Genomic DNA, 20,978 nt, shown 5'->3' on the forward strand with positions numbered 1-20,978 from the left:
AATTTTTCTGATGTTTTCTACTCTTATTTATTCATATGCTAATTTTGTCATCCTTACCTATTTATCCGGTCATTTACAATAATTAGTCTTTACAGTATTTTTGTTACCCTTTTTTTGCAAATAAGGGATAACAATTTCATTTTTATGCTAATATAGTTAAAAATGCCTCAAAAAAACAGGCTAAAATGCGAGTAAAAGGGTAACAGAAGGTAAAAAGCAGTCTATTAGCAACACATGAATCGCAACGCCTTGCAAATCCTTGAGAATACACAATACAACTAGATAATCAATAAGGGAAATTAATAAACGATGGCATACTTATACGAGACTCACTTGCACACAATAGAAGGCAGCGCCTGCTCTGATACTCCGGGAAAAGAGTACATAGCGCACATGAAAAGAATTGGCTACAGCGGAATTATTGTCACAGACCATTTCTACAATGGAAACACCGCTGTTCCCAGAACTCTCCCCTGGAATGAATGGGTAGAAAATTATTGCCTTGGCTACGAGCATGCTTATGAAGCAGCAAAAGGCCAGGACTTTGATGTGTTTTTTGGAATTGAGATAAACTTTGAAGGTGATGAATATCTTTTATATGGAATTGATAAAGAATGGCTTCTAAAGACTCCTGAGATAATCCACATGACAAGGCCTGAACTTCACAAGGCCGTTAATGCTGTTGGCGGAATCATGCTGCAGGCTCATCCCTACAGAGAAAGGGGATATCTAAACACTATCCATCTTGCTCCAAATGATGTGGATGGAATTGAAGGCTTTAACGCCGAGAATCCTGATCATCAGAATTCTCTAGGGTTTAGATATGGCAAGGAACATGGCTTTTTGATGAGCGGCGGATCAGATATCCACCATCTCACTCAGAAGCACATGGGAGGAATGCTCTTCCCATATAGACTTAGTTCTATCAAAGATTACATTAAAGGATTCTTAGGTGGAGATGGAACCCCCGTATTTGTAAGAGATATAGACACTATCCCTGATATGACACTTGATGAGAATAAGGGCCTTGATATTTCAGCCTTTTATCATCCTGTATCTGAGGAAAAACAACTAACAGAAGTCTCTCTGCCACCGACGCTACCTGTAGTTATTCACTAGCCTAAGTCAGCGGCTTATTTTGCAAGTTCCCAGAATGCCACTGCGCTGCAGGCGGCAACATTTAAAGAGTCAACGCCATGGGCCATAGGAATCTTGACGCAATAGTCACAGGCCGCAATAGTTTCAGGCAGAAGTCCATCACCTTCAGCACCGAGGAAAACAGCAAGTTTCCCGGTGTTTTTTAGTTCCGGGTCATCTAAAACCTTGGTATCATTTCTAAGAGCAAGAGCCACAGTCTTAAAGCCTAGTTCCTTAAGTGAACTAAACTCTCTGCCTTCTGGAAGAAATGTCCAGGGCACCCGAAATACAGTTCCCATGCTGACTCTCGCAGCCCTTCTATACAGTGGGTCTGTACAGCCACTGGTAAAAAGAACTGCATCCATTCCAAGTGCAGCTGCGCTTCTGACAATAGCTCCAAGGTTAGTTGGATTTGTCACATTTTCAAGAACCGCTATTCTCCTGGCATTTCCAGCCACCTCCGCTACAGACGGCAGTTCTTTTCTCTTCATGGCGCAGAGAACTCCGCGAGTTAAATGAAATCCGGTTATCTTAGAGAGAATATCCGGCTCTCCTATATACACTGGAATCTCACCATTTTCTCTGCATCTGTCAATTATTTCTGCGGCGTCCTTCTGGGTCTGTCCCTTTTCAATCAAAAGAGATATAGGCTCATAGCCTGCATCCAAAGCACGCCCTATAACCTTGGGACTTTCAGCAATAAAAATCCCAAGTTCTGGCTCATTTATGTGAAACAGCTGATTCTCCGAAAGCTGATGGTAAATAGAAAGCTCCGGAATATCAAGTGTTGTTACTTCTTTATAGTTATAATTCATTTCTCAGTGCTCCATGTTCTTGGGACCGGCATATAAATATGTATACAGGCATCCATTCGCTTGCCGGTATTGTACTACAAAAAGAAAAAGGCCTGCTCAAATGAACAGACCTTATCCTATCAACTCAAATCAATTATTTGATAAGCTGAATTCCGCCGAGTACTGGAAGGGGCTCTGTGCTGAGCTTAGCAGCTCTAACAATGCCGATGATCCAGAATACAAAAATGCAAAGGCTAAGAATTCCACAAATAGTTCCTACAACGCCACCAACTCTGGAAATGATGTTAACGATTGTAGCTGCGAGGTTGATAACAAGAGACTGATTGAGGTGATGCTTAACAACTTCGTCTTCCTTGTCACGGATGCAAAGAACTACAATCCAGCCAATCCATGTGATGTAGCTAAGAATTGAATGAGACTTTGTATTTGTATTGGTTTCCATACTTTCATCCTCCTATATAAACAATACTAGGTTATATCATACAACGATATTATAGATTTTTCCACCTCAAATTAGACGAATAACACCTCAATAATTGTTCTATAAAAGAATTGCAGTTTCCATTACAGGTTCGAATAACCCATAAGGAACTCATCCACCTCTTTTGCACAGGCTCTGCCCTCTGCAATTGCCCATACAACAAGGGATTGTCCCCTATGCATATCTCCTGCGGAAAAGAGCTTAGTTCCCGTTATATGATAGCTGTCATCAGAAGTTACCACCACTCCCCTTGGGCTTCTCTTTACGCCAAAAGCTTCAGCGGTGTAATCTTCGCAGCCAACAAAACCTGCCGCAATGAGAAGAAGGTCGCACTTTATAGTCTTTTCTGTTCCAGAAACTTCTGTAAGTTTCCCATCCTTAAAGGCTACCTTCACTGTCTCAATGCTCTTTAAATTTCCCTTCTTATCAGTAGCAACGCTTTTTACAGTTGTTTCAAATACTCTTGGGTCATTTCCATAAACGCATATAGCTTCTTCATGGCCATAGTCAGTCTTAAGGATTTTGGGCCATTCAGGCCATGGGTTTGACTCAAGCCTTTCTACAGGCGGCTTTGGCATCATCTCAAGAGCAGTAACACTCTTTGCCCCCATTCTTATGACTGTTCCGATACAGTCATTTCCTGTATCTCCACCGCCTACAATTACAACATTCTTGCCTGCGGCGTCAATATATCCCCCCTGACGCCTTAACTTTTCCACGGAGACTCTATCTTTTTCCACATCACTAGACTGTTGATCACTGCTGTTTTCCACACCGCTCTCAGATGCCTTTATCAGAGCCCTGGTAGTCTGTGTCAAAAAGTCAACCGCATAGTAAACTCCCTTGACCTTTTCAGGGTCAGCAACCGCTAGAGGCCTTGCCTTCTTGGCTCCGCAGCATAGAACCACTGCATCATAATCCTCAAGTAGTTTCTGTGAAGTCCATTCTAGCCCGCTACTGCCTTTTCTATCAGAAATCTTTTCATCTGATCTAGTCCCAATATTTACTCCAGTTCGGAAAAGAACTCCCTCATCCTCCATAAGCTTTCTCCTGCGCTTTATAACGCTCTTATCAAGCTTCATATTGGGAATTCCAAACATAAGAAGACCGCCTATTTCATCTTCTCTTTCAAATACCTCTACGCTGTGCCCTCTGTGATTTAATTCATCAGCAACAGCAAGACCGGATGGGCCACTTCCTACAACCGCAACCTTCTTGCCGCTTCTGATAGCAGGGACAACTGGCTTAATATAGCCATTTGCAAAGGCTGTTTCCACAAGATACAGCTCATTGTCATGAACAGTTACTGCATCCCCGTTTTGTCCACACATACAGGCCTTTTCGCAAAGTGCCGGGCAGACTCTTCCGGTAAACTCTGGAAAATTGCTGGTCTTGTGAAGTCTTGCAAAAGCATGCTTGTCATGTCCTTTATAAATCTCGTCATTCCACTCTGGGATCAGATTGTGAAGGGGACATCCTGTCACCATTCCGCCAAGGTTCATTGCAGACTGGCAAAAGGGAACTCCGCAGTTCATGCACCTTGCTGCCTGCTGCCTTCGCTTTTCTGGGATCAGTGCTTTATGAAACTCAGCAAATGTCTTTATTCTTTCTTCTGGAGGAACATCTCCATTATTAACTCTTTTATATTCAAGAAAACCTGTTTCTTTTCCCATCGTCATCCTCCTTATGCCAGTTCCTTAAAGGCTTCAAGCACAGCAGTATCGTGATCTATTCCCTGCTCTTCAAGCCTTCCGATTGCTGTGATCATCTTTTGATAATCATTAGGAACAATCTTTTTAAAGTCCGGAATAAAGCTGTCAAAATCCGACAGGATCTCTTTTGCAAATTCTGAATCTGTCTCGTTTACATAGTCTTCAAGAATACTCTTTAATTCTGCAATATCATATTTCTCAGTTACTTCGCACAAAGAAGCCATGTCTTTATTCATTCTAAGGTAAAGAGTGTGCTCCCTATCAAGAACATAGGCTATTCCGCCGCTCATACCTGCTGCAAAGTTCTTGCCAGTCATTCCAAGGATAACTGCTCTTCCACCTGTCATATACTCAAGGCCATGGTCGCCACAACCTTCAGCTACGGCTACTGCGCCTGAATTACGGACACAGAATCTCTCTCCTGCAATGCCGCAGATATAAGCCTTTCCGGCAGTTGCTCCATAGAGAGCCACGTTGCCTATAATGATATTCTCATGGGCCTTGTATGTCGCCTTTCCAGAAGGTCTTACTACAACCTTTCCTCCAGATAATCCCTTGCCAAAGCCGTCATTGGCATCTCCAAAAAGCCTTATTGTAACGCCCTTTGGAAGGAATGCACCAAAGGACTGTCCGCCGCCGCCGTGGGCTTCTACTGTTATGGAATCATCAGGAAGAGAATTCTGAAACCCTGCTGTAACTCTGCTTCCAAGAAGTGTGCCAAAGCTCCTGTCAGTACTGGATACATCCACCTTGATATTTACAATTCCATCTTTTTCAGGCTTATTCTTTCTGCCAGTAGTAATATTTTTCGTACTCTGGCTAAGGCTGAGTCTGCCTATATTTTTCTCGTACTCGGGAATAAGAACCTTTGCATCCAAAGTCTTTTCAAGACCAAAATCAAAGACTTCCTTGGGATCAAAGTGGTTGTCAGTCCTTTCTACATAAGCCCTGTCAAGAATCCTTGAAAGATCTGCTGCCTCTTTTCTGCGTCTTATATCAGGAGCACTTCCTTCATAGCTTCTCATAATGAGCTTATCCGTTCTGCCCACCATTTCAGCCACAGTCCTAAATCCCAGCTGGCTCATGATCTCTCGCAGCTGCCTTGCCACAAAGAGCATGAAGTTCATGACATACTCTGGCTTTCCTTTAAATCTTTTCCTGAGTTCTTCATTCTGAGTTGCTATGCCAACAGGGCAAGTGTCCTTATTGCAGACACGCATCATCATGCACCCCATGCAAACAAGTGGCGCTGTAGCAAAACCAAATTCCTCTGCGCCGAGAAGCGCAGCAATTGCCACGTCTCGTCCGGACATGAGCTTACCGTCTGTCTCCAGGACAACACGGCTTCTAAGGCCATTATCCAAAAGCGACTGGTGAGCCTCGCTAACACCAAGCTCCCATGGAAGGCCAGCGTGATGAACTGATGAAGAAGGCGCAGCACCTGTTCCTCCGTCATAGCCTGAGATCAGTATCACCTGTGCTCCTGCCTTGGCAACACCAGAACTTATAGTTCCTACTCCAGCCTCAGAAACAAGCTTAACTGAAATCCTTGCCTTATCATTGGCATTTTTCAGGTCATAGATAAGCTGCGCCAGATCCTCAATAGAGTAAATATCATGATGAGGAGGTGGTGATATCAGGGCAACTCCCGGGGTTGAGTAACGAGTCTTTGCAACCCAGGGGTAAACTTTTTTGCCTGGAAGATGTCCGCCTTCTCCGGGCTTTGCTCCCTGGGCCATCTTTATCTGTATTTCCTGTGCACTCAAAAGATACTGGCTTGTAACGCCAAACCTTCCTGAGGCAACCTGCTTGACTGCACTATTTCTTTCAGTTCCAAAACGGGCTATATTTTCGCCACCCTCACCAGTATTGGACTTTCCTCCAAGTCTGTTCATGGCAATAGCAAGAGTCTCATGGGCTTCCTTTGAAAGTGAGCCATAGCTCATAGCACCAGTCTGGAAGCGCTTTACAATTTCCTCCTCACTTTCAACTTCTGAAAGTGGCACAGGCTCTTTGGCTGGAACGAAGGATAAAAGAGCTCTCAAGGTATGGGGCCTGTCCTCGTCATCCACCATCTGGGTGTATTCCTTAAATCTCTCGTAATCTCCCTCTCGTACTGCTCGTTGGAGAGTCACGATGGTCTTTGGATTATACATGTGATCTTCTTTGTCCGCTCCGCTTCTAAGAGAGTGGAAACCTATTGAGTCAAGGCTTGTATCTGCAGAAAGTCCAAGAGGATCAAAAGCCTTGTTATGCCTAAGCTCAACGTCTCTTCCAATTTCCTCTATTCCAATTCCGCCTACTCTGCTTGTTGTTCCAGTAAAATACTTATCCACAAACTCTTTAGACAGACCTATAGCCTCAAATATTCTTGCAGACTGATAGGACTGAAGAGTTGAAATGCCCATTTTTGCCGCAATCTTGACTACACCGCCGAGAAGTGCCTTGTTATAATCTGCAATTGCAGTGTGATAGTCCTTATCAAGGATTCCAATATCTATAAGTTCAGCAATACACTCCTGGGCCAGGTAAGGGTGGATGGCGCGTGCGCCAAAGCCCAGGAGGGTTGCTATCTGATGAACATCCCTTGGCTCACCGCTTTCAAGAATAATAGATACTGCGGTGCGTCTCTTGGTTCTGACCAGGTGCTGCTCTACAGAAGATACAGCCAAGAGAGATGGGATTGGCATATGGTTTTCATCAACTCCTCTGTCGGACAAAATGATGATGTTCACACCATCTGCTACTGCTTTGTCCACAGACACATCCAGCTGTTCAAGGGCCTTTTCAACTGATGTGTTCTTATAATACAAAAGAGAAATCTTTCTTACTTTAAATCCAGGCTGATCAAGAGCCTCTATCTTCATTAGATCAACCCCTGTAAGAATTGGGTTGTTGATCTCCAAAACCCTGCAGTTGTCGCTTTTTTCTTTTAACAGATTACCATCAGATCCGATATAAACTGTTGTATCGGTTACAACCTTCTCTCTAAGCGAGTCAATAGGCGGATTTGTAACCTGGGCAAAGAGCTGCTTGAAATAACAAAAAAGGAGCTGGTGGTGAGTTGAGAGCATGGCAAGAGGTACATCAGTACCCATGGAAACCGTAGGCTCTATGCCGCTTGTTGCCATGGGCATGATCTGATCCTTGACATCCTCATAGGAGTATCCAAATACTTTGTAGAGCTTATCACGCATTTCCTGGGTGTTAGTAGGAATCTTTTTATTAGGAATCGCAAGCTCTCCTAGATGCAAAAGATATCTGTCAAGCCACTCTCCATAAGGCTTTGAGGATGAATATTTTTCCTTACACTCATCATCTGAAATAATGCGTCCTTCTCTAGTATCAACAAGGAGCATATGTCCTGGTGAAAGACGGGATTTCTTTTTAATATTCTCCTCAGGGATATCAAGAACGCCCACCTCTGATGAGAGGATGAGCTTATTGTCCTTGGTCACATAATATCTGGATGGACGAAGGCCGTTTCTATCAAGGGTTGCCCCAAATACCTCTCCATCAGTAAAAAGAACTGCTGCCGGGCCGTCCCATGGTTCCATCATTGTAGCGTAGTAATGATAGAAGTCTTTGCGTCCCTGGGCCATGAAGTCGTTATGCTTCCAGGGCTCAGGAATTGTCAACATCATGGCAAGAGGAAGGTCCATGCCATTCATATAAAGAAATTCCAGGGTATTATCAAGCATTGCAGAATCTGAGCCAGAGGAAGAAATGACAGGATATACCTTTAAAAGGTCATCACCTAGCACATCTGAAGACATGGTTTCTTCTCTAGCAAGCATTCTGTCGCTGTTACCGCGGATAGTATTGATCTCACCGTTGTGAGCTATCATCCTGTAAGGATGAGCCCTTTGCCAGGATGGTGTTGTATTTGTGGAGAATCTACTGTGGACCATGGCAATAGCCGTAGTGTATTCAGGAGAAAGCAGGTCCTGATAGAACTTTCGAAGCTGTCCTACCAAAAACATCCCCTTATATACAATAGTTCTGGATGAAAAAGAGCAGATGTAGGTATCTTCTGAAGATTTCTCATACTCTCTTCTAAGGCAGTAAAGGCGCCTGTCAAATTCGATACCACGAGATACTTCTTCTGGTCTTTCGATAAAGCACTGAGCAATATAGGGCATGCAGTTTCTTGCTACTTCGCCCAGGATCTCCGGATGAATTTCTACCTCTCTCCACCCCAGGACCTTTAAGTTTTCCTTGCCGGCAATAACCTCAAGAAGTCTTTTTGCAAACATGCGCTTCATGGAATCCTGTGGCAAAAAAAACATACCAATGCCATAGTCCCCTGCATTTCCAAGACTTATTCCACACTTTGCTGCTGCCTTTTTAAAGAATTTGTGAGAAACCTGTGTGAGTATTCCTACACCATCTCCAACTTTTCCTGTAGCATCTTTTCCCGCCCTGTGCTCTAACTTTTCCACAATACTCAGGGCATCGTCTAAAACCTTGTTATCTGGTCTGCCATCTATGTTTATAACTGCGCCTATTCCGCAGGCGTCTCTTTCCCTCATCCACTGGTCCACGTTTGGTTCTCCTTCCCCTTTAAAAAAAGTTATCTAAGTGAGAACAGCATCTCTCCATAAGTTGGATAGCTGAGATACTTCTCAGGAATAAGTGCCTCTGCCTCATCCGCATATTTTCTCACTTCATCCATATCAGAAAGAACTGTCTTCTGATAGAAAGCTGCTGTCTTTAAAGCTTCTGTCATCTTCTCGGCCTTCTTGGTATCTTTATCGAGTTTATCAAGGGCCTTGTCCATTGCTTCGCTGGACTTATCAAGTGATTTAAGTATTCCAATCTCAAGCTTGCAGCTATTCTTATCAAGAAGGCTCATCTTCTGAGAAGCTTCTCTGCTAAGGTCCTTCTGATATGCTACAAGTCCTTCTGTTAAGTCTTTTCTGATCATCTCCTGCAAAGTCAGAGCTTCAATATGAATTGACTTGGAGTAGTTCTCAAGGAGGATCTCATATCTTGAATGGATTTCTTCCTTGGTAAAGATCTGATGCTTGGTGAAAAGATCTATAGACTCCTTGGAAATCCAATATGGCATAGCATCTGGAAGTGACTTAAGATTTGGAAGACCGCGCTTTGCAGCTTCTTCTACCCACTCGTCTGTATATCCGTTTCCGTTAAAGAGAACTCTCTTATGGTCTGCAAGTATCTTTTTAAGAAGCTTCATAACCTCTCCCTTAAGGTCTTTACCCTTGTAGGAAGAAAGCTTGTCATAAATCCTTGCCACCTCTTCTGCTACTGCTGTATTGAGAACGATGTTGGCGTTAGCTACTGAAACTGCACTGCCTGGCATACGGAATTCAAACTTGTTTCCTGTGAAAGCAAATGGTGATGTTCTGTTTCTGTCGGTGTTATCCTTGGTAAAGTGAGGAAGAACTGTAGCACCCATAGTCATCTGAACCTTGCCTGTGCTCTTATAAGCTGATCCTGCCTCTACTCCCTTTAGAACCTCAGCAAGCTCATCACCAACGAAAATTGAGATGATTGCTGGAGGTGCCTCATTACCACCAAGTCTGTGATCGTTTCCAGCAGAAGCTACTGAAAGTCTGAGGATTGGTGCATACTCATCAACTGCTGCAATAACAGCCATAAGGAACACAAGAAAAGGAAGGTTCTCCCCAGGGTTCTTGCCTGGATCAAGAAGGTTGATTCCTGTATCTGTGCAGATTGACCAGTTGTTGTGCTTACCTGATCCATTGATTCCTTCAAATGGCTTCTCATGAAGAAGACATGCAAAGTTGTGCTTGTCAGCAACTTTTTTCATAACTTCCATAGTGAGCTGATTGTGGTCTACTGCTATATTTGCTGTCTCAAACACTGGTGCAAGCTCATGCTGTGAAGGAGCAACCTCGTTGTGCTTGGTCTTGGCTGGGATTCCAAGCTTCCAGAGTTCTTCATCAAGATCATGCATGTAAGCAGATACCTTGGGTTTGATCACGCCAAAATAGTGATCTTCCATCTCCTGACCCTTGGATGCAGGAGCACCAATAAGTGTTCTTCCTGTAAAAAGAAGATCCTTTCTCTTTTTGTAGAAATCCTTGTCGATAAGGAAATATTCCTGTTCTGAACCTATAGTGGTATTTACTCTGTTTACATCCTCATATCCCAGAAGATGCATGAGCTTAACAGCCTCATTTGAAAGAGCCTCCATCGATCTTAAAAGGGGTGTCTTTTTATCAAGTGCCTCTCCGCCATATGAGCAGAAGGCTGTCGGAATGTAAAGTGAACCATCCTTGATGAAAGCTGGTGATGACGGATCCCAGGCTGTATAGCCTCTTGCCTCAAAGGTTGCTCTAAGGCCACCACTTGGGAAGCTTGATGCATCAGGCTCGCCCTTTACCAGCTCTTTTCCTGAAAATTCCATGATCACTCTGCCATCACCTGTTGGTGAAATGAAGCTATCATGCTTTTCAGCTGTAAGTCCTGTCATTGGCTGGAACCAGTGTGTAAAATGTGTAGCACCGTTTTCCACAGCCCATTCTTTCATGGTTGCTGCGACGCAGTTTGCAACCTCAAGCTCAAGATGTGTTCCTTTTTCAATTGTCTTATGTACTGCCTTGTAGATATCCTTGGGAAGGCGCTCTCTCATGATCTTGTCGTTAAAGACAAGGCTTCCAAATTCTTCTGTAAGCTTACTTGCTTCTATCATACTTTTTTCCTCCGATTTCTTTATATTCTGAATCTTGTATTTGTTCTAAGTACTCTACTCTTGGGACTCTCACTAGACTCGAAAATACCTCGCTAAGCACTCACTCTCCCGAAGCCCCGTAATTACTAAGTACTCTCGCTGAAGGATCTGTTACGTTACAGCCCTTCCAGCTCTTATTTGGCATCCAGAAATCCACAACCATTTCTGACTGCCCTGGGTAATACTTTTCAAAAATCTCTCTATATAAAAGCGACTCTTTGGTAAAAGGTGTCGCATGAGTATACTTTTTTCTGGCTATTTCATATTCTGCATAGGTATAAGTCTTGTCTGCATGATCCATAAGGTCATCTCTAAGGGAGTGTCCAACTGCATCTGAGAAGGCCGCCTTTTCTCTCATCAGGATTGAATGTGGTATTACCTGATCCTCCTCAAAGGCCTTTCGCAAAAGAAATTTGCCAATGCCGTAGGTATTTAGCTTCCTTTCAGGATCTATGCCCATAACATAAGAAGCAAAATCCAGATCTCCAAATGGAACTCTAGCTTCTAAGGAGTTAACGCTTATACATCTGTCTGCCCTGAGCACATCGTACATGTGGATCTCACTGATTCTTTTTACTGCTTCCTGCTGAAAAGCCTCAGCGTTTGGTGCAAAATCAGTGTACTTATATCCCAGGAGTTCATCTGATATTTCTCCTGTGAGAATTACCTTGATGTCGGTATTTTCATGGATCCATTTGCACAAAAGATACATTCCAATGGATGCCCTTATAGTGGTTATGTCATATGTACCAAGCGCCTCAATTACTGGCTCCAATGCGTTTACTACATCATCTTTTGTGATTATCACCTCATGGTGATTACTGTGAATGTAATCTGCTACTTCTCTTGCATATTTAAGATCAATAGCATCAATGTCCATCCCTATGGCAAATGTCTCTATCGGCTTATCTGAAAGCTTTGCAGCGACTCCGCATACAAGCGATGAATCAAGACCTCCTGACAAAAGAAATCCCACAGGCGCATCTGCATCTAGACGCTTTTGTATTCCTCTAAATAGCTTGTCGTGAATGTTCTTTGTGATGTCTTCGAGAGACTCTTTTTTGTAAGTGTGTTCTGAGTTTTGCGCATCACTCATAGATAAATCTTTAGTTTTTGTCACGTCCCTGTAGCAGATAAACTTGCCATCCTCGTAGTAGTGTCCCGGTGGAAAGGGCATTATCTTTTGGCAAACGCCTACAAGATTCTTGGGCTCAGAGGCAAAAACAATATAACTATCACTGTCATAGCCATAGTACAGAGGCCTTATTCCTATAGGGTCTCTTGCGGCAATGAATTTATCTTTTTCTCCGTCATATATGACGCAGGCAAATTCTGCATCGAGAAGGGCAAACATTTTCGTGCCAAGCTTTTCATATAAAGGAAGAAGGATTTCGCAATCACTTTCACTTTTAAAAGAATATCCAAGGCCTTCCAGATATTTTTTTAATGCCTTAAAACCATATAGCTCCCCATTGCACACCACTGTATTTCCATTAAGGTTAAAGGGCTGCATTCCGCTTTCAGTAAGGCCCATTATCGAGAGGCGGTTAAAGCCTATATAGCCGCCTCTCACTTTTTGGACCCTGCTCATGTCAGGGCCCCTGGATATTGTTTTTGCAAGCATCTCTTCAAAAAAGCTTTGGGAGAGATCGCTCCGTGCATATGTAAGGATTGCGCACATGTTTTTTCCTCCAAATATTTACTCCAAATATTTACTCCGTGATATACGGATTGTTCCGTACTTCGTACTCTCACAATCCTACATACATTCGGAAATCGATGTACTCAATTCTTTCGTACATCTTTTTTCCTTATGTATGTTCGGTCCTCAAGGTGACATATATATGCCTGCAAGCAGTCATAAATGTCACTTTTCGTCCCTATATCACTCAACATCCGCCAAAGCAGCCGCACCTTCTTCACCGGTACGAATCTTAACTACGTTATCAAGTGTGTATACAAAGATTTTTCCATCGCCGATGTGACCAGTGTAAAGAGTCTTCTTGGCAGCCTCTATCACATCCTCAACAGGAATCTTACTTACTACTACCTCAAGCTTTATCTTGGGAAGGAGAGTGGCATCCATCTCGACTCCTCGATACATATCTCCAGAACCTTTCTGGACGCCACATCCCATGACTTGAGTAACAGTCATTCCGGTAACTCCAAGCTCGTTCATAGCTTTTCTAAGCTTGTCGTAGCGGGATAACTTGGCGATAATAACAACTTTATGAATACCTGTTTCTGTATGAACTGGTGCAGATACAACTGGAACTGCAGCATTCTTCTGAAATACTGAAGCTTCTTCATAATCACTTACACCAAGGTCGGTATTTTCGTTAACGGACATCTGAAGTGTATTTGAAACATCCATGATGGCAAATCCTGAATAAGCTGATGCAAGGCCGTGCTCTGTAGAATCAAGGCCAAGAATTTCCTCTTCCTCTGAAACTCTAAGTCCCAGTACTTTCTTTATTACAAAGAATGTAATTGTGATGGTAACTACTGTCCATGCAGCTACAGCAAGGAAACCAACAAGCTGTATTCCAAGAAGTTTAAATCCGCCGCCGTAGAAAAGACCTGTCATCTCAGCTCCAGTACTATCTGCGATTGAATAACCAGGAGCTGAATTTGTAGCAAAAAGACCTACTGCAAAAGTACCCCAGATACCATTGAGGCAGTGAACTGCAACTGCTCCAACAGGATCATCAACATGAAGCTTGTAATCAAGGAACCATACGCCAAAGCAAACAAGAAGACCTGCAACAATACCAATCACAATTGCGCCAAAAGCATCTGTTACGTCGCAGGGAGCTGTGATAGCTACAAGTCCTGCAAGAGAAGCATTGAGACACATTGAAACGTCAGGCTTGCCATACTTAAGCCATGTAAAGATCATACAGGTTACTGTAGCAAGAGCTGGAGCAATAGTTGTAGTTACAAAGATGCTTCCAAGCTGCTCAATAGAGGTTGCAGCGGCACCGTTGAAGCCATACCAGCCAAGCCAGAGGATGAAAACTCCAAGAGCTGCAGCTACAAGATTGTGTCCAGGGAAAGCATTTACCTTTACAACCTTGCCAGACTTATCTTTTTCAAACTTACCAATACGTGGTCCAAGGAATGCTGCACCAATGAGGGCTGAGATACCGCCAACCATGTGAATTGCTGTAGAACCTGCAAAATCATGGAAGCCTATCTGTGAGAGAAATCCGCCGCCCCAGATCCAGTGAGCTTCGATTGGATAAATGACTGCTGAGATAACTGCCGAGTACACACAATAAGAAATGAATTTAGTTCTCTCAGCCATTGATCCTGAAACTATTGTTGCTGTTGTTGCACAGAACACAAGGTTAAAAACAAAGTTAGACCAATCAAAATTTGCATAACCTGTAAAGATATCAAACCCAGGCTTACCGATCACACCTGCAAGATCTTCCCCAAGTAAAAGCCCGAATCCGATCAGGATAAAAACTACAGTTCCAATACAGAAATCCATAAGGTTTTTCATTATGATATTTCCTGTATTCTTGGCCCTGGTAAAGCCAGCCTCACACATTGCAAAGCCGGCCTGCATCCAGAACACCAAAGCCGCGCCTATTAGAAACCAAACGCCAAACACACTTGCATTTATTTCACTCAAGATTTCTCCACTCATACACTTTTCTCCTCCAGTTTTTGATTTCTTTACACGGCCAATGTAAAAATATGTAAAAAAAACGACGCAATAAGACTGTTTAATGCCCCATTGCATCGCGCACGAAAGTATGACCGAGACTTACTGGTCATAAATATTGATATACACAAAAAGCGCCTTAGAGAGTATTCTCTAAGACGCCCTTGTCTTTATGTTAATGAATTCTAAGACAGATAAAAAAACATGTCAAGAACTTTTTGTATACAATAATACAAAATTATACAAAAATCTTTTTTCTCCACTTTCCACGCATGTATCTGACTACACATCCTATTCCAGTAATAGCCCAGGTAAGTCCGTTTGTATACCAGCATCCCCACAGACCAACTCCGGGAATTGCCATAAGAATTGTTGCAAAACCTATTCGTCCTACAACTTCTATGATTCCGTTGATAAGAGCAAAAGCCGCATCTCCTACACCATTTAGCATTCCCCTAAATACATAGATAAGTCCCAGGAAGAAATAGAACATGCTGGTGATCCTAAGTCCTGCAGCTCCAATCTCAATCGCTTTCTCATTCTTGGTAAATATCCAGACAATATTTTCGCCAAAAGCAAACATTACAGCTATCATGATCACACTAAATACAGCCACCAGCATAACACTCTTTATGCATCCACTCTTTACCCTGTCAAGTTTCTTGGCACCGGCATTCTGTCCGGCAAAGGTAGATACAGCAGTTCCAAGTGAGCCAAAGGGCTGCTGAACAAACTGCTCAACTCTTCCAGTAACTGTATATGCTGTCATTACATCACTTCCAAAGCTGTTAACAACGGTCTGGAGAGCCAGACAGGAAAATGCAATAAGAGCGTTCTGAAGGGCAAGTGGTATACCGAGTCTTACTGCCTTATCCACAATGTCAGTATTAAGGTCCATATGATATTTCTTTAGCTGTAGATAGGGATTTCTTTTTACTCCCACAAGGATAGAACCTATCATCGCTATGGTCTGGGAAAAGACTGTAGCTACGGCAACTCCTGCTACTCCCCAGTGAAGCAAAACTACAGTGACAATATCAAGAACAACATTGATAAGGCATGCTACAACCAGGAAAACAAGCGGAGTTTTACTATCTCCAAGGGCCCTTAAGATTGAAGATATCATGTTGTAGCCCGCTACAAGGAAAGTGGCACCGCATACTATTCTCATATATAGAAGCGCCTCTGGCATACATTCTGCCGGAGTCTTCATAAGAGTAAGAATAGGCCTTGCAAATACGACGCTGACAAAGCTCATAAGTATGCCTGCTGCCAATGTGATGTAGATGGCATTTCCTACTATCTTTTTTACATAATCATCCTTGCCTGCACCAAAGTTCTGAGAAATCATGATGCCGACACCAGCGCTCATACCAAGGCACAGGGAAAAGAAAAGAAAGTTGACACTTCCTACTGCGCCTATTGACGGCAAACTATATTCGTTGCCAAATCGACCTATAATAATGCTGTCTGCCAGATTGTAAAACTGCTGGAACAGGTTTCCTAAAAGCATTGGGACTGTGAATTTGATCAAAAGAGCAATTTCATTGCCCTTTGTCATATCGGTTACATATCTTTTTTCCATGTGATAATCCTTCCTGATCATCCATATTTCTATTGATAGATGGCGCTACGCCATGTACTTATCTAATTCTCACTCTATCATCAATATAGGTAAAAAGATAGCCTTCTATTTATTAAGTTTCTCGTAATATCTTTTGACACAATTCCATTAAAAAAATAATAAAAAATAAAATCTTTGTTAAAATTATGTTTACAAACTAAAACGTTTAAGCTATGATTATAAGTGAATTAACTGACAATTCATGATTTTTTTAGCTTTTGTCTAGCTATTATCCAATATATTCAGAAAACTACAAAATATTACAAAACTTGTAATCATGCGTAATAAAGCCATTCTTGAGGAAACTACGATAACTTTTAAATGGTTTTTTACGATGTCGTGCGCGCCGATATCGTTTAAATAACTAATCTTTCTTAAGGAGGAACGTGTAAAAATGCATAAAGGTACAAAATCTTTTTGCAAAAGAGTGGTTGTGGGGGCACTTTCTACTCTGCTTGTAGTATCTGGCTTAAGTTTTCCTTCAGTAACAGCTGAGGCAGCTGGTAACTATAATTATGGTGATGCGCTTGCTAAATCTCTTTTGTTCTATCAGCTTCAGGAATCTGGAAAGCTTTCAGAAGAAACACTTTCAAGAACAAACTGGAGAGCTGATTCAGGCCTTAAAGATGGTCAGGACAATGGTCTCGACCTTACAGGCGGATGGTATGACGCAGGCGACAACGTTAAGTTCAACCTTCCAATGGCTTATTCTTCAATGATCCTTGGATGGTCATATCTTAATAATCCACAGGCTTATAGCCAGTCTGGCCAGTCTAAGTGGATGCTCCACGATATCAAGTGGGCAAACGACTATTTCGTAAAATGTAATCCTGACTCAAGAACCTACTATTATCAGGTAGGTGACGGCGGCAAGGATCACGGTTTCTGGGGCGCTCCTGAGCTTGTAGAAGCCAAGATGGACAGACCTTCCTTCAAGGTTGATGACACATCTGCAAATGGTGGTTCATGTGTTACAGGTGAAGCTGCTGCTTCTCTTGCAGTTGCTTCTATCGTATTAAAGGATACAGATCCTGCAAGAAGCGCTACATATCTTTCACATGCCAAGACTCTTTTCGGAATGGCAGAAAGAGCTAAGAGTGACGCTGGATATACAGCAGCTAGCGGATTCTATACATCTTACAGCGGATTCTATGATGAACTTGCGCTTGCTGGATGCTGGCTCTATAAGGCAACAGGCGATGAGACTTATCTTGAAAAGGCTGAGCAGTTTGCTGAGAACTTTGGAACAGAGTTCCAGGGCGGCACAGAGATGGCTTATTCATGGACAATGTCATGGGATGACACTCACATGGGCGCATGCCTTCTTCTTGCAGAGCTTACAGGAAAAGATAAATACTATACAGCAATTGAGAACAGTATCGACTGCTGGAATGGCAAACTTCCTGGTTCAAATCCTATAACAATCAGCCCTGGCGGACTTTCATTCCTCAGTCAGTGGGGTTCAGTTCGTTATGCTAACAACCAGGCTTTCATAGATGCAATCTATGTTGGACTTGAGAAGGCTGATGCACAGCACATCGCAGAAGCTAATAAGTACATTGAGAGAACTGTTAACTATACACTTGGTAGCTCAGGCCAGAACTTCATGGTTGGCTACAATGCACAGTCTCCAAAGAATCCTCATCACAGAGCAGCTCATGGTTGCTGGTCAAACAACCTCAATGCAGAACCAGCTACATCAAGACATACACTTGTAGGTGCTGTTGTAGGCGGACCAAATGCAGCTAACGACAGCTACAAGGATGATCGTAGTGATTACATTGCAAACGAAGTAGCTTGTGACTACAACGCTGGATTCACAGGCGCTTGCGCTTACATGTATGAAAAGACAGGCTTTGGAGCTGTTACAACTCCTACAGCAATCGAGCAGACAGACGGTGCTGAGTTCGTTCTCAAGGCTGGCATCAATGCTCAGGACAGCAACAACAAGATCAACTTCGTTGAGATCAAGGCCGTAATCGAGAACCACACAGCTTGGCCAGCAAGAGTAACAGATAACTTAACACTTCGTCTCTTCTTTGACCTTAGTGATGTTCTTGCACAGGGATACAGTGCATCAGATATGAAGATTTCTACAACATATCAGCAGCACAAGGCTCAGATTTCTGAGTTCAAGGAGTCTGATAAGGCTGGTATCTACTATGTAGACGTTAACCTCGCAGGCGCAAACATCTATCCTGGTGGACAGAGCGAATGCAAGTGCGAACTTCAGCTCAGATTCACAGCTCCTGGCAAGTGGGATTTCTCAAACAGCCCATGCGTAAAGGGTCTTGGCGGAACAAGCAACAATCAGATGACAGCTCCAAGTGGAATGCAGCTCTTTGAGGGCTCAACACTTGTTCTTGGAGAAGGCTTTGTTGCTCCAGATCCAGTAGTTGATCCTACACCTGTTGATCCAGATCCTACTCCTGTTGACCCAGATCCTACCCCTGTAGATCCAGACCCAACTCCTGTTGACCCAGATCCTACTCCTGTAGATCCTGATCCTACTCCTGTAGATCCAGACCCAACTCCTGTAGTATCAGGCGAAGTTAAGGCTGAATATTCAATCAATAACTGGGGTTCAGGCTATCAGGTTCTTATAAAGGTTAAGAACGATTCTGATTCCAGAATCAACAGCTGGACACTTAAGGTTAACAAGAACGATGTTGGTATCGATTCAAGCTGGTGCGTAAATGTCAAGGAAGAGGGTAACTACTATGTAATTACTCCAATGTCATGGAACGCTTCTCTTGAAGCATCTGGCAGCACAGAATTCGGTGTTCAGGGCTCAAGCCACATCGAAAATACAATTGAAATCATTGCAGAAGGCAAATAATTAGTATAAAAAAATCACAAAACCTGGACGATCCACAGTCTACTGCAACTTAGGCTGTGGATTGTTTTAACTAATAGAGGTTTTTCTAGGAGAATAATATGCGTAAAGCCACAAGATTTCTTTGTAGCAAAGCACTTATTGGAACATTATCAGCTGCTATGATCCTAACAGGGTCTGGCCTTGCAACGCTTAATGTTCATGCGGCAAATAATAGCACAACTGCCAGCTCTGCTCTTGCTACAAGCTTAACAACTGAATACACAATAAATAACTGGGGATCTGGTTATCAGGTTCTTATAAAGGTTAAAAACGAAACCGGTAAAAGAGCTGATTCATGGGCCCTTAAGATCAATAAAAATGATGTTGGAATTGATTCTAGCTGGAATGTGAAGATCGTAGAAAGCGGCAGTTACTACGAGATCACTCCAATGGATTGGAATAAAACAATAGAAGCCGGACAGGCTGTAGAATTTGGTATCCAGGGTACTGGTCACGTTGGTAATACAATTGAGATCATCACAAGCGGTTCTACCAGCGGCGGTCAGCAGGATCCAACTCCTACTCCAGATCCTGAGCCTCAGCCAGACCCTCAGCCACAACCAGATCCACAGCCACAGCCTGATCCAGAACCACAGCCTGATCCTGAGCCAACTCCTACTCCAGATCCACACACCGGAGATTCAGAGGCTGTAGTCGGTGATGACTGGCTCCATACTTCAGGCGGTAGAATATATGATAAATATGGCCACGAAGTATATTTGACTGGTGCTAACTGGTTTGGATTTAACTGTTCAGAAAAAGTATTCCATGGCCTTTGGAGTGCTAACATGAAAGAAACCGTTGAGAGCATGGCTGATCACGGTATTAACCTTGTTCGTGTACCGGTTTCTACTGAACTTCTCTTAGAGTGGAAGGCAGGAAAAAATGTTAAAGTAAACATCAATTCCTATGCTAACCCAGAGCTTAAGAGAGCTGACGGTTCAGATATGGGTTCTAGAGAAGTATTTGATGTATTCCTTGCTCTGTGCAAAGAAAACGGTATAAAAGTTATGGTTGACTGCCACAGCGCAGATGCTAACAACTCAGGTCATAACTACAATGTATGGTACGGTCCTAAGGGCTTTACAACAGAAGACTGGATTGAAGGATGGACCTGGTTTGTAGGCGAATACAAAAACGATGATACAATCGTTGCCTGCGATCTTAAGAACGAGCCTCATGGCAAATTTTCTCAGTCAGAGAAGGTTTCTGCAAAATGGGATGATTCAACAGATGAAAACAACTGGAGATACGCAGCAAGCCGTTGCGGCAAGGCAATCCTTGATGTGAATCCAAATCTCCTTATCATGGTAGAAGGTATTGAAGAGACTCCAAGACCTGGATATGACTATAACTCAGGCACACAGGATCCTAACGCTACAGAAGATCAGCTCAAGTACTATGGCGACTGGTGGGGCGGAAACTTAAGACTTGCCGGAGACCTTCCAGTAGATCTTGGCAGATATCAGAGTCAGCTTGTATATTCACCTCATGACTACGGCCCACTTGTATATGAGCAGTCCTGGTTCAAGAAAGACTTCTCAGAAAAGACTCTTCTTGATGATGTATGGTATGACAACTGGTTCTACCTTCAGGATCAGGAAATCGCTCCTATTCTCATCGGTGAGTGGGGCGGCTTCATGGATGGCGGCAGCAATGAAAAATACCTTAATATCATGTCAGAATTCATCGCAAAGAACCATATTAACCACACCTTCTGGTGCATCAATCCTAACTCAGGTGATACAGGCGGACTTCTTGAAGGCGACTGGGTAACATGGGATAGCGCCAAGTACAACATGATGAAAAAGACTCTTTGGTCCGATTCAAAGACTGGCAAGTTTGTAGGTCTTGATCACGAAATTCCTCTTGGATCAAAGGGCGAAACAGTAACTGCTTATTATAGATAAAATACCCCTTAGTTAATATATATTTTA

General features: G+C 43.0%; 11 protein-coding genes. 3 read left to right on the forward strand and 8 right to left on the reverse strand.

Annotated elements, in window-relative coordinates:
• The first annotated feature begins 309 nt into the window (after nucleotides 1–309).
• A complete protein-coding gene (locus G631_RS18890; protein WP_051197145.1) occupies nucleotides 310–1,119 on the forward strand; it encodes a PHP domain-containing protein in 810 nt (269 codons plus the stop codon).
• Between the two features lie 14 nt (nucleotides 1,120–1,133).
• Here the strand turns inward: G631_RS18890 and G631_RS0110815 are convergent, their stop codons facing one another.
• The 8 genes from G631_RS0110815 to G631_RS0110850 all read right to left on the reverse strand — a co-directional run bounded on the left by G631_RS0110815 (nucleotide 1,134) and on the right by G631_RS0110850 (nucleotide 16,124).
• Nucleotides 1,134–1,952, reverse strand: a complete 819-nt coding sequence (locus tag G631_RS0110815; protein ID WP_026489462.1) for a TrmH family RNA methyltransferase — start codon at nucleotides 1,950–1,952, stop codon at nucleotides 1,134–1,136.
• A gap of 133 nt (nucleotides 1,953–2,085) precedes the next feature.
• Nucleotides 2,086–2,394: a DUF4870 domain-containing protein gene (locus tag G631_RS0110820; protein WP_026489463.1), complete on the reverse strand. Its 309-nt coding sequence runs from the start codon at nucleotides 2,392–2,394 to the stop codon at nucleotides 2,086–2,088.
• A 122-nt stretch (nucleotides 2,395–2,516) separates the two neighbouring features.
• The gene (locus tag G631_RS0110825; RefSeq protein WP_026489464.1) at nucleotides 2,517–4,106 is read right to left on the reverse strand and encodes a glutamate synthase subunit beta; all 1,590 of its coding nucleotides are present in this window, start codon (nucleotides 4,104–4,106) and stop codon (nucleotides 2,517–2,519) included.
• A gap of 11 nt (nucleotides 4,107–4,117) precedes the next feature.
• Complete coding sequence (gltB, locus tag G631_RS0110830; RefSeq protein WP_051197150.1) at nucleotides 4,118–8,677, reverse strand: glutamate synthase large subunit; 4,560 nt, start codon at nucleotides 8,675–8,677, stop codon at nucleotides 4,118–4,120.
• 41 nt (nucleotides 8,678–8,718) lie between these two features.
• On the reverse strand, nucleotides 8,719–10,827 hold the full coding sequence (locus G631_RS0110835) for a glutamine synthetase III family protein (protein ID WP_035789704.1): 2,109 nt from the start codon (nucleotides 10,825–10,827) through the stop codon (nucleotides 8,719–8,721).
• 100 nt (nucleotides 10,828–10,927) lie between these two features.
• On the reverse strand, nucleotides 10,928–12,547 hold the full coding sequence (gene asnB, locus G631_RS0110840; protein WP_026489467.1) for an asparagine synthase B: 1,620 nt from the start codon (nucleotides 12,545–12,547) through the stop codon (nucleotides 10,928–10,930).
• A gap of 204 nt (nucleotides 12,548–12,751) precedes the next feature.
• The gene (locus G631_RS0110845) at nucleotides 12,752–14,521 is read right to left on the reverse strand and encodes an ammonium transporter (protein ID WP_026489468.1); all 1,770 of its coding nucleotides are present in this window, start codon (nucleotides 14,519–14,521) and stop codon (nucleotides 12,752–12,754) included.
• Between the two features lie 256 nt (nucleotides 14,522–14,777).
• Nucleotides 14,778–16,124: an MATE family efflux transporter gene (locus G631_RS0110850; protein WP_026489469.1), complete on the reverse strand. Its 1,347-nt coding sequence runs from the start codon at nucleotides 16,122–16,124 to the stop codon at nucleotides 14,778–14,780.
• Nucleotides 16,125–16,557: 433 nt separating this feature from the next.
• Here G631_RS0110850 and G631_RS18895 point away from each other — a divergent pair, with 433 nt between their 5' ends.
• Entirely contained in the window at nucleotides 16,558–19,002 is a 2,445-nt protein-coding gene (locus tag G631_RS18895) for a glycoside hydrolase family 9 protein (protein ID WP_051197147.1), read from the forward strand.
• A 98-nt stretch (nucleotides 19,003–19,100) separates the two neighbouring features.
• A complete protein-coding gene (locus G631_RS0110860) occupies nucleotides 19,101–20,951 on the forward strand; it encodes a cellulase family glycosylhydrolase (RefSeq protein WP_026489470.1) in 1,851 nt (616 codons plus the stop codon).
• Nucleotides 20,952–20,978: the final 27 nt, after the last annotated feature.

This window comes from Butyrivibrio sp. XBB1001 (assembly GCF_000424505.1).
Classification (GTDB): Bacteria; Bacillota; Clostridia; order Lachnospirales; family Lachnospiraceae; genus Butyrivibrio.